The organism is Streptomyces sp. rh34, assembly GCF_002551245.1.
GTDB lineage: Bacteria > Actinomycetota > Actinomycetes > Streptomycetales > Streptomycetaceae > Streptomyces.
The window spans coordinates 1-9231 of the sequence record NZ_NTGZ01000284.1 but is presented as its reverse complement, the minus strand read 5'-3'; the positions used below and the strand labels follow the sequence as shown (position 1 = coordinate 9231).

Below are 9231 nucleotides of genomic sequence, written 5' to 3'. Positions count from 1 at the left end.
GGTCATGGCGGTGGGTCCTCGGGGGTCGGTGGTGCGGGGGGGGCGGGCGAACGCGGAGAGCGCTCGGGGCGGTTCAGCCGGTCCGGGCGGGCTGCCGCTCGGTGAGTTCGCCGAGCACGTCGAGGGCGAGCCGGCGGGCGAGGTCCACCTTGAACGCGTTGTCCCGCAGCGGCCGCGCCTCGGCCAGTTCGGCGATCAGGGCGTGCTGGAAGACCGCGGGCGTGGCCGGTGCCCCGCGCAGCTCGATCTCGGCCCGGCGGGCCCGCCACGGCCGGTGGGCGACGCCGCCGAACGCGAGCGTGGCGTGCTCCACGTGGCCGGCGTCCACCCGGAGCGTGGCGGCGACGGAGACGAGCGCGAAGGCGAAGCTGGCGCGGTCGCGGGCCTTGCGGTAGCGGGAGGCCGCCCCGGGCGCCGGCGGCGGGAGCACCACCTCGGTGATCAGCTCGCCGGGCCTGATCACGGTGTCCTGGTCGGGGTTCTCCCCCGGCAGGCGGTGGAACTCGGTGAGGGGGACGGCTCGTTCGCCCTCGGGCCCCAGCAGCACCACGGTCGCGTCGAGTGCGGCGAGGGCCACGGCCATGTCGGACGGGTTGGTGGCCACGCACTCCGGGGAGTGCCCGAGGATCGCGAGGTCGCGGTGGGTCCCCTCACGTGCGGGGCAGCCGGAGCCGGGGAGCCGTTTGTTGCAGGGCTTGGAGACGTCCTGGAAGTAGCGGCACCGGGTGCGCTGCAGCAGGTTGCCGCCGGTGGTGGCGGAGTTGCGGAGCTGGCCGGAGGCCCCGGCCAGCAGCGCCTGGGACAGCACGGGGTAGCTCTCCGTCACGTCGGGGTGGGCGGCGAGGTCGCTGTTGCGCACGGTCGCGCCGATGCTCAGGCCGCCGTCGGCCGTCCGGGCCACCCGGTCCAGTGGCAGGCCGGCGACGTCGATGAGGACCCGGGGCTCCTCCACGCCGAGTTTCATCAGGTCCACCAGATTGGTGCCGCCGCCCAGGAAGCGGGCGCCGGGACCGGCGGCGCAGAGCCGGACGGCCTCGTCGGTGGAGGCGGGGCACACATAGCCGAACGGTTTCACTCGATCACGTCCTCGATGGCTTCGACGATCCGGGGGTAGGCCCCGCACCGGCACAGATTGCCGCTCATCCGCTCCCGGATCTCATCGGCGTCGAGTGCGACGGGACCGCCCGGTCCGGTCGCGGGGGCGTCCGGTCCGGTGGCGTGCGAGGGGTGGCCGTCCGCGGCCTCGCGGAGCATGCCGACGGCGGAGCAGATCTGGCCCGGGGTGCAGAAGCCGCACTGGAGTGCGTCCCGCTCGATGAACGCCCGCTGCACCGGGTGCAGGCTCTCGCCGACGGCGAGCCCCTCCACGGTGGTGATCGTGGCGCCGTCCTGGGCGACGGCGAGCAGTAGGCAGCTGTTGACCCGCCGCCCGTCGACGAGGACCGTGCAGGCCCCGCACTGGCCGTGGTCGCAGCCCTTCTTGGCCCCGGTGAGGCCGAGGCTCTCCCGCAGCGTCTCCAGGACCGTGGTGCGGTGGTCGACGGTCAGCGTCGTCGGGTCGCCGTTGACGTGCAGGGTCACGGCGGAGTGTTCGTCGACGACCTGTTCCGGTTCGAGGTCGGCTCCCAGAGCGAGGGAATCCATGCGCGCGCCTTTCGCTTCGCCGCGGGGCGGGGTCACCCCGGTCGTTTTCTCGTTCGGGCCGTCAGCGGTTCTCCAGCCGCAGCCTGACCTCCTCCTCCTGGTCGCCGGCTGCCGTGCCGACGACGCTCACCGCGAAGGCCCCGGTGAGGTGGGTACGCAGCCGGTCGACGGCCCAGTAGCCGCCCTGGGCGTCCACCGTGACCGGTGCGGTGAGGCGGGCGGGGGTGGCGTCCGCCCTCGGTTCGGACACGTCGACGGTGGTGACCCAGACGGTCGGGCGGGGGCCCGAGGCCGACGTGGGCGTCTCGCCCATCGGGTGGTCGGAGGCGAAGGCGGTGGCGAGCACGTCGAAAACGGTCCGTGCGTCCTGTGTGTCGCAGCGGCTGAGCGAGACCACCACCTCCCGGCCCGCAGGGTGCTGCTCACCGCTCTGCTCGGGGGTGCTGTTCACCGTGATTCCTTCCGCTGGGGGGTGCCGGCCTTCGGGACCACTCCAGGCTGTCCTCGCATCCGGCCGACGGCGACACGGGAAGCATCCGAAAGAGGTCTGGAACTCGCGGAGAGCGGGCAGGAGGGCGGTCCTGGCCCATGGTCTTGAAACGTGTTTCCCTTGAGATACCCATAAAACATGAATTGCTGTGAATAGCTGACTGATGCACTTCTACCGGGGTATGCGCATGACATGGATGTTCTGAATGCAGTCAACGCGGTCGAGGTGTCCGCCGCGGTCCCACTCGCGGACGGCACGGGGGCTCTCGGGCTGGTCCTGCCCATCGTGGCGCTGGCCGTCGTCGCCCTGCTGATCGGCGGCTTCATCCTCAGCAAGCGCAAGCACGACGCCGAGCCGCCGCCGCCGCAGCCCCATGAGCAGCCGGAGAAGCCGGAGGGGCGCACCCACATCGAGCAGCACGACCCGCACTCCTCCGACCGGTTCCCCGCCGACGGTCACGCCCTGTCCCCGTACGAGCTGAAGGACCACGGCAACGGTCCGCTGCCGCCCGACGAGGAGCCCCCGCGCGGCTGACGGCCCGCCCCGCGGAGGCTCCGGGCCGGCTCCCGCTGCTCAGGAGGTGGTGATGGCCGGCACGGCGGCCGACCGGCGTACGCGTCTCACGGTCCTGGTGGCGCTCGCGGCCAACCTCGTGATCGCGGCGGCCAAGACCGTGGGCGGGCTGGCCTCTGGCTCCCCCGCCCTGTTGTCGGAGGCGGCCCACTCGGTCGCCGACAGCCTCAACGAGGTCTTCCTCCTGGCCGCTCTCCGGCGCAGCCGCCGCCCCGCCGATGCCCGTCATCCGTTCGGATACGGCAAGGAGCGCTTCTTCTGGGCGTTGCTGGCCGCTGTCGGGATCTTCGTGATGGGCGGCTGTTTCTCGTTCTACCAGGGGCTCTCCGCCCTTCGCCGGGGCGACCCCGAGTCCCCCGAGGGCTACACGGCGGGGCTCATCGTCCTCGGCGTCGCCCTCGTCTCCGAGAGCACGTCGCTGGCCCGGGCGCTGCACCAGGCGCGCGGTGAGAAGCGCGGGGCCCTGGATCCGGCCCTGCGCACCGTCATCGCGGAGGACAGCACGGCGGTTCTCGGCGTGGCCCTCGCGATGGCGGGCATGGTGCTGCACCTGACCACCGGGAGCGTGGTCTGGGAGGCTGCGGCCTCGCTGGGCATCGGGGTGCTGCTGGTCTACGTGGCCTTCCGGCTCGGACGGGACGCCCGCGACCAGTTGATCGGCGAGGCCGTCGATCCGGCGCTGCGGGACGATCTGGTGGGCTTCCTGATGCGCCAGGGCGAGATCGACAACGTCGCCGAGCTGCTCACGATGCGGCTGGGCATGGACTCGGTCCTGGTGGCCGCCCGTATCGACCTCGCCCCCGGCATCGACAGCGAGCGGGTGGAGGAGGTGTCGATGCGCATCAGGGAGGCGATGGCCGACCGGTGGCCGCAGGCCGACCAGGTCTTCCTCGACATCACGAACGCCCCGCCGCGCGCCGGGCGGTGACCGGGGCCCGCGTTGCGGGACCGGGCGGGCCGGTCGAGGCTGGTTGCTGGACCGCAGCGGCCGGGCAGGACGCCGCTCCTCGACGAAGGCAGTGGACCACCATGACCGGAAGCGACCCCCGTACGGCCTCGGCAGCACCGCTGACGGGACCGGCCGCGCCGTGCTGGGTCACCCTGATGACCCGGAACCTGGCGACCGCCGAGCGGTTCTACGCACAGGTCCTGGGCTGGTCGTTCCGCCCCGGGCGGCTCGGGGCCGACTTCGCCGTGGCCTACCGCGGAGAGGTGCCGGTCGCCGGCGTCTTCGCCGTCTCCTCGGCGTACCAGGTCGCGGTGGCCTGGACGCCGTACTTCGCGGTGGAGGACGCGGACGTGGCGGCCGCCCGGGTGCGCGAGCGCAGCGGGACCGTGGCGGTGGGGCCGCTGACGCTCGGCAAGGGGCGCGGGGTGCTGGCGTCGGACCGGGACGGGGCGTCGTTCGGCCTCTGGGAGCGCACCGAAGCCTCCGCCTCACCGCCGGCCCCGGCCGACCACGCGCACGCCTGGCTGCGCCTGCGGACCCGTAACGCCTTCGACGCGGCGATCTTCTACGGCGAGGTGCTCGACTGGGCGAGTGGGCGGCCGGGGTGCTGCGATGTCGCGTACGAGGGCGACGAGGTCATCGTGCGGTGCGAGGGGCACGCGCTGGCCCGGATCAGCTCGGGGGCCGTGGAGGCGGCTGTCGATCCGATGGTGCGCCCGCACTGGCAGGTTCAGTTCCCGGTGGCGGACCTCGCGGCGACGGTCTCCGCGGCCGGGCGGCACGGTGGCGCCCTCGTCGAGGAGCGCACCGGTTTCGGGGGCACCGAGGTCACTCTGCGGGATCCGGACGGCGCGCTGTTCGCGGTGACCGATGTGCGCAGCCCGGCCTGACCCGGTTCAGGCGGCGCCACTCCCCCGCTCGGGCGACTCGCCTCCGTCGCCGTCCCTGTTCCCGTCCCTGTTCCCGTCCTCTTCCTCGTCGTCGGTGTCCCGTCGGCCGGAGCGCCCCCGGGCCAGGGCCCATACCGGGAAGACGAACCAGCAGGCGACGAACCACAGGGCCATGGCTCCGACGAGCCACAGGGCCAGCTGGTTGTGCAGGGCGACGCGCAGGATCAGCAGAAGCACCGAGCACATCGTGCAGAACAGCAGCACCAGGCCGAGCACGGTCATCCGGGAGGCCCAGATGACCGTCTCGGGCTTCATCCGGCGGCCGGTGAGCAGCCGGTGGTACGAGACGGGGCCGATGAGCGCCGCCGCGGTCGCCGAGCCCAGCATCACCGTGACGACGTAGATGTTCCGGTCGGTCTCCCCCAGATCCTCGAACCGCGACTGGAAGACCACCGCGAGCAGGAAACCGAAAAGGATCTGCACCCCGGTCTGTGCGACGCGCAGCTCCTGGAGCAGTTCGGACCACTGCCGGTCCGCCCGCTCCTCCTGGGTCTCCTGACGGCCTCTACTGGCTGTCACGTGGCCTCCCCTTCTTCTTGAGGGCCCGGCGGGGACGGCGGCGTGCCGATGGCCGGATCTCACAGGTTCCCCATGGCCACGGGCGTAACCCCGTGGACCGGTGTACGCGGCCCGCCTATGATCACGACAGGGCATCGCGCGTCGGTCACCGGCCGGGTGAGGCGTGGAGGTGGCCCGTGAGATGCCCGTGGGAGGCATTCCACCGTGTCAGTCGAGTTGAACCACACCATCATCCATTGCCGGGACAAGCGCGCGTCCGCGGAGTTCCTGGCGGATCTGCTGGGCCTGACGGTCGGAGACGAGTGGGGTCCGTTCATTCCGGTCGTTCTCGCGAACAGCGTCACGCTGGATTTCGCGACGGTTCCCGCCGCCTCGATCACCCCGCAGCACTACGCCTTCCTCATTTCGGAGGCGGAGTTCGACACCGCGTTCGCGAAGATCCAGGCCCTGGGGATCGACTATTTCGCCGATCCCCATCAGAAGATTCCCGGCGAGATCAACCACAACGACGGCGGACGGGGCGTGTACTTCCCCGATCCGAGCGGTCATGGCATGGAGCTGATCACCCGCCCGTACGGCGGCTGATCGCCGCCTGAAACGCCCAGCCCCGGAGCCCGGCCGCGCACGGCGGCCGGGCTCCGGCCGCCCCCGGCCGTGCGCGCCTCAGCCGATGCGGAGCAGGAGTTCGGGGCGGTCCCACATCACCGCCGGCGGGACGGCCCGCACCGTGCCGACGGGTTCGGCGCCGATGCTCCGGTAGAAGCCCTCGGCGGGCGGATGGGAAACGATCCGGACGCCCGTGAGCCCGGCGCTCCGGGCCTCCTCGCGCAGATGCGCGGCGAGCAGTCGGCCGATGCCGAGCCCCTGGGCGGAGTCGGCGACGAACATCAGGTCCAGTTCCGGCGGGTCGAGGAGCAGCGCGTAGAAGCCGAGGATCCGGCCACTACCGCCGTCCGCGGCGACGAAGACCCGGTGCGCCTCGATGTAGTCCGGCCCGATCCGGTAGCCCTCGACCATCGGGGCGTACGGGCCCTCGTAGGCGCCTGATGCGCGGACCAGCCGGGTCAGGCGGCCGGAGTCGCCCGCCGCGGCCCGGCGGACCATCACCTCGGCACGCTGTGGTGCGCGTCCGCGCCGTCGCCCTTCCCTGCCCGATCCCATACGGCGAGTATGCGGCACCGCGGTGACGGCTTCAGGCCGGGCGGTGTTCCTCGTGCCAGCGGCGGACGGTCCCGTCCACGTCGAAGGGGGTCAGCCGCAGCGGCGGGCCCTCCGGAGGCATCCGGATCGCCCGTTCGATCTTGTCGTTCACTTCGGTCAGGATGCGCCGTACCTCGGCCTCGGTGCGAGCCGCGGACACCGCGCGGGGGACGTCTTCCGCCTCTTTGCGCAGGGCCAGCGCGGGTGGCAGCATCGACACGCCCTCCCGCCGCATCTTCTGCTTGATCCACCAGGCCTCGTCGTACGGGCGTTCCAGGCCGGCGATCGGCTTGCCGAAGCCCGGGAGCGCGGAGAAGTCGCCGCGCTGTTCCGCCTCGTGGATCTGCCGGTCGACCCAGGACTCGAAACTGACTCCCGGTGGTTTGCGCTCCGTCATCGCATGTCCCTCCGACCTGCCGCCGATTCGACGTTTTCACCCTACACAGAGCGTCGCGCGGAGCCTTCCCCCCGGAGGGCCGCTGCCTTGATCCGGGATCCTGGGGTACACGAACTCCTGCACATCACCCGGCGGTTGCCGCCGGGCCCGGACCGAAAGGGGTTGACCACTGTGCGACAGCAGAGCTACGTACCGGCCGATGAACGTCGGGGGCGGTAGCCGTGACGACAACGATCATCATCATCGCCGTGGTCGCCGTGGCGGCCGTCGCCGCGTTCTTCCTTCTTCGTGGACGTCCGGCCGGCGGCAGGGGGCTGCGCGACCGCTTCGGACCGGAGTACGACCGCGTGGTCGCCCGGCACGGCGGCGACACCGCGGCGGCCGAACAGGAGCTCGGCGATCGAGTGAAGCGGCACGGGCACCTCGACGAGCGGCCGATGACCGAGGAGGCGCGCGCACGGTACGCCGCCCGCTGGGCGAGCGCCCAGGAACTGTTCGTGGAATCCCCGGAGCGGGCGCTCATCGAAGCCGACGCGCTGCTGGCCGATCTGTCGCGCGAGCGCGGCTTCCCGGACGGCGAGGACTTCGACGACCGTACGGACGCGCTCTCCGTCCACCACGCCGCACACGTCGACGGCTACCGCCGGGTGCACGCCGCTCGTCGCGGGGACGCGAGCACCGAGGAGATGCGCGAGGCCCTGATCGAGGCCCGCGGTCTCTTCGACGACCTGCTCGCGGGCGGCCCGTCGGGGCGCGAGCACGGCAACAGGCATCTGGTGAAGGGACGCGGTACATCATGACGCGGACACCGAACGGAAAGGCGCCGCTGCCCGGCGGCGCGGACCTGCCCGAAGGCGCCGAACCCATCGACACGGGCACACCCGTGAGGGGCCCGGGCACGCCTGGCAGGGAGCAGGGTGCTCACGTGACGGCTCCGCGGACGGTCACAGGCAAGGAGCCGGCGGACCGTGCCGGGACGGGCCCTCGTCCCTCCCCCGGACCCACGGCCCCGACGGCCTCCACGGCCTCCTCGGCAGGGCAGGCCGGGCTTCCGGGCAGCGCCGAGGACGGCCCGCATCCCGGGAGGCCGCTGTTCGCCCCCGACGAGCAGGAAGCGTTCGCCGCCCGGATCCAGCAGGCGGTGACCGGGTTCGTGGAAGACCCGCACCGGGCGGTGCGGGAGGCCGACGCCACCTTCGACGAGGTCGTCGCCGGCCTCGGGGCCGTCCTGGAGGAGCGCGGGCGGCGACTGCGCGCGGGGAGGAGCGGGAGCGGCCCTGCCACCGGTGCGGAGACCGAGGATCTGCGGATCGCCCTCCAGCACTACCGGGACCTGACGGAACGCCTCGTACGCCTGTAGCCGGGCCTCGCCCCGGACGTACAGGGGCCGGTCAGGCCGGGAGCCTCCCGGCCTGACCGGCCCCTGCTCCGCGGATCACCAGGCCGTCGCGCAGCCGCTCCAGGGCGGCGTCGGGCACGCGCAGCCCGTTGCGCACGTAGCCGTCGAGGCCGCCCCAGCGCTCGTCCATGGCGTCGAGCGCCACGTCCAGGTAGCGGGGGCGGACCTCGATGATCGCCGCGGCGACGGCGGGGTCGCCGCCACCGTCCAGGAATTTCGCCACGTACGGGGCGAAGGCGGCCCGTACGGCGGGATTGACCGCGAGGAAGTCCGACCGCACCGTCGCGCGGGCCGCCCCCAGGAGCATCAGCAGGACGGCTGCCGCCCAGCCGGTACGGTCCTTGCCCGCCGTGCAGTGGAAGAGCAGCGGGCGTGCACCGGGGTCGGCGGCCGTCTCCAGGAAGGCCCGGTAGGCGGCCGCGGCGCCCGGCGAGAGGACCATCTTCCGGTAGGTCTCGGCGAACAGTTCCTCGGCCCGGCCGCCCCCCAGCGTCCGTTCCGCCTCGACCGGGTCCGCGAGCAGGGCCCGCAGCCGGGCGGGCGCCACGCCCGGGTGGTCGCCCAGGACATCGGCGACGAAGAGCCTGGCCCGGTCCGGCAGCCGGTCCGGGGCCCACTGACGCTCGTCGGCGGTGCGCAGGTCCACGACGGTGCGGATCCCGAGCGCGCGCACCGCCCGGTCGCTCTCCGGGTCCAGCTCGCTCAGCTGACCGGAGCGGAACAGGACGCCCTGCCGCACCCGGCGGTCACGGCCCAATGCGATGCCGCCCAGGTCGCGCAGATTGACAACGGTGGCGGCCGGAACGGTCCGGGCGGTCTGCACGATGAACTGCCTCTTTCCCCGATGAATTCCAGGAATTCCACATATCAGGACCAACATCGCACGCAGCAAGGAAAGCACCACCGGAGAACGCCGGGGGCACCCCGGGGCGTCGGCGCGCATCAGTCCGACAGGAGCTTCGTCTTCTGCTCCACGAACTCGGCGTCGGTGAGGACGTCCCGTTTCCACAGTTCGGCGAGTCGCTCCAGACGAGTGATGATGTCGTCCCCCGCGGCGCCCTCCTCGCCGGGCCCGCCCGACCCGGCGCCCCCCAAGCGCTCGTGCGCGAT

Annotated in this window: 13 protein-coding genes and 1 pseudogene; 6 read left to right on the top strand and 8 right to left on the bottom strand. The window is 72.6% G+C overall.

What is annotated here, in order from left to right:
• Window positions 1-73: 73 nt before the first annotated feature.
• The 3 genes from CR470_RS32470 to CR470_RS32460 all read right to left on the bottom strand — a co-directional run bounded on the left by CR470_RS32470 (window position 74) and on the right by CR470_RS32460 (window position 2095).
• A complete protein-coding gene (locus tag CR470_RS32470) occupies window positions 74-1075 on the bottom strand; it encodes an FAD binding domain-containing protein (protein WP_097871047.1) in 1002 nt (333 codons plus the stop codon).
• Complete coding sequence (locus CR470_RS32465; RefSeq protein ID WP_097871046.1) at window positions 1072-1644, bottom strand: (2Fe-2S)-binding protein; 573 nt, start codon at window positions 1642-1644, stop codon at window positions 1072-1074. Before CR470_RS32465 ends, CR470_RS32470 begins: the two co-directional genes overlap by 4 nt.
• A gap of 61 nt (window positions 1645-1705) precedes the next feature.
• Window positions 1706-2095 (bottom strand): hypothetical protein, encoded by a 390-nt coding sequence (locus tag CR470_RS32460; protein ID WP_097871045.1) that lies wholly within the window; start codon window positions 2093-2095, stop codon window positions 1706-1708.
• Window positions 2096-2326: 231 nt separating this feature from the next.
• Here CR470_RS32460 and CR470_RS32455 point away from each other — a divergent pair, with 231 nt between their 5' ends.
• From CR470_RS32455 to CR470_RS32445, 3 genes are all read left to right on the top strand, one after another.
• Window positions 2327-2668: a DUF6479 family protein gene (locus CR470_RS32455; protein ID WP_097871044.1), complete on the top strand. Its 342-nt coding sequence runs from the start codon at window positions 2327-2329 to the stop codon at window positions 2666-2668.
• Window positions 2669-2720: 52 nt separating this feature from the next.
• Entirely contained in the window at window positions 2721-3635 is a 915-nt protein-coding gene (locus tag CR470_RS32450) for a cation diffusion facilitator family transporter (protein ID WP_097871043.1), read from the top strand.
• 101 nt (window positions 3636-3736) lie between these two features.
• Window positions 3737-4546, top strand: coding sequence for a VOC family protein (locus CR470_RS32445; protein WP_097871042.1), 810 nt, complete (start codon window positions 3737-3739; stop codon window positions 4544-4546).
• Between the two features lie 6 nt (window positions 4547-4552).
• Here CR470_RS32445 and CR470_RS32440 read toward each other — a convergent pair whose 3' ends face one another.
• On the bottom strand, window positions 4553-5125 hold the full coding sequence (locus CR470_RS32440; protein WP_097871041.1) for a DUF6328 family protein: 573 nt from the start codon (window positions 5123-5125) through the stop codon (window positions 4553-4555).
• A 204-nt stretch (window positions 5126-5329) separates the two neighbouring features.
• Here CR470_RS32440 and CR470_RS32435 point away from each other — a divergent pair, with 204 nt between their 5' ends.
• Window positions 5330-5710 carry a VOC family protein gene (locus tag CR470_RS32435; protein WP_097871040.1) on the top strand — a complete coding sequence of 127 codons (381 nt, stop codon included), beginning with the start codon at window positions 5330-5332 and terminating at the stop codon, window positions 5708-5710.
• Window positions 5711-5788: 78 nt separating this feature from the next.
• On the opposite strand, the gene CR470_RS32430 is transcribed toward CR470_RS32435, so the two are convergent.
• Window positions 5789-6286: a GNAT family N-acetyltransferase gene (locus CR470_RS32430; RefSeq protein WP_097871039.1), complete on the bottom strand. Its 498-nt coding sequence runs from the start codon at window positions 6284-6286 to the stop codon at window positions 5789-5791.
• A gap of 31 nt (window positions 6287-6317) precedes the next feature.
• Complete coding sequence (locus CR470_RS32425; RefSeq protein WP_097871038.1) at window positions 6318-6722, bottom strand: J-domain-containing protein; 405 nt, start codon at window positions 6720-6722, stop codon at window positions 6318-6320.
• Between the two features lie 221 nt (window positions 6723-6943).
• On the opposite strand from CR470_RS32425, the gene CR470_RS32420 reads away from it, so the two are divergent.
• Window positions 6944-7522 (top strand): hypothetical protein, encoded by a 579-nt coding sequence (locus tag CR470_RS32420; protein WP_097871037.1) that lies wholly within the window; start codon window positions 6944-6946, stop codon window positions 7520-7522.
• A 125-nt stretch (window positions 7523-7647) separates the two neighbouring features.
• On the top strand, window positions 7648-8082 hold the full coding sequence (locus CR470_RS32415) for a hypothetical protein (RefSeq protein WP_257138987.1): 435 nt from the start codon (window positions 7648-7650) through the stop codon (window positions 8080-8082).
• A gap of 31 nt (window positions 8083-8113) precedes the next feature.
• On the opposite strand, the gene CR470_RS32410 is transcribed toward CR470_RS32415, so the two are convergent.
• Together CR470_RS32410 and CR470_RS38895 are read right to left on the bottom strand one after the other, a co-directional pair.
• Complete coding sequence (locus CR470_RS32410; RefSeq protein WP_097871035.1) at window positions 8114-8944, bottom strand: tyrosine-protein phosphatase; 831 nt, start codon at window positions 8942-8944, stop codon at window positions 8114-8116.
• A 119-nt stretch (window positions 8945-9063) separates the two neighbouring features.
• Window positions 9064-9231: pseudogene (locus tag CR470_RS38895) on the bottom strand (SHOCT domain-containing protein); the annotation flags it as partial.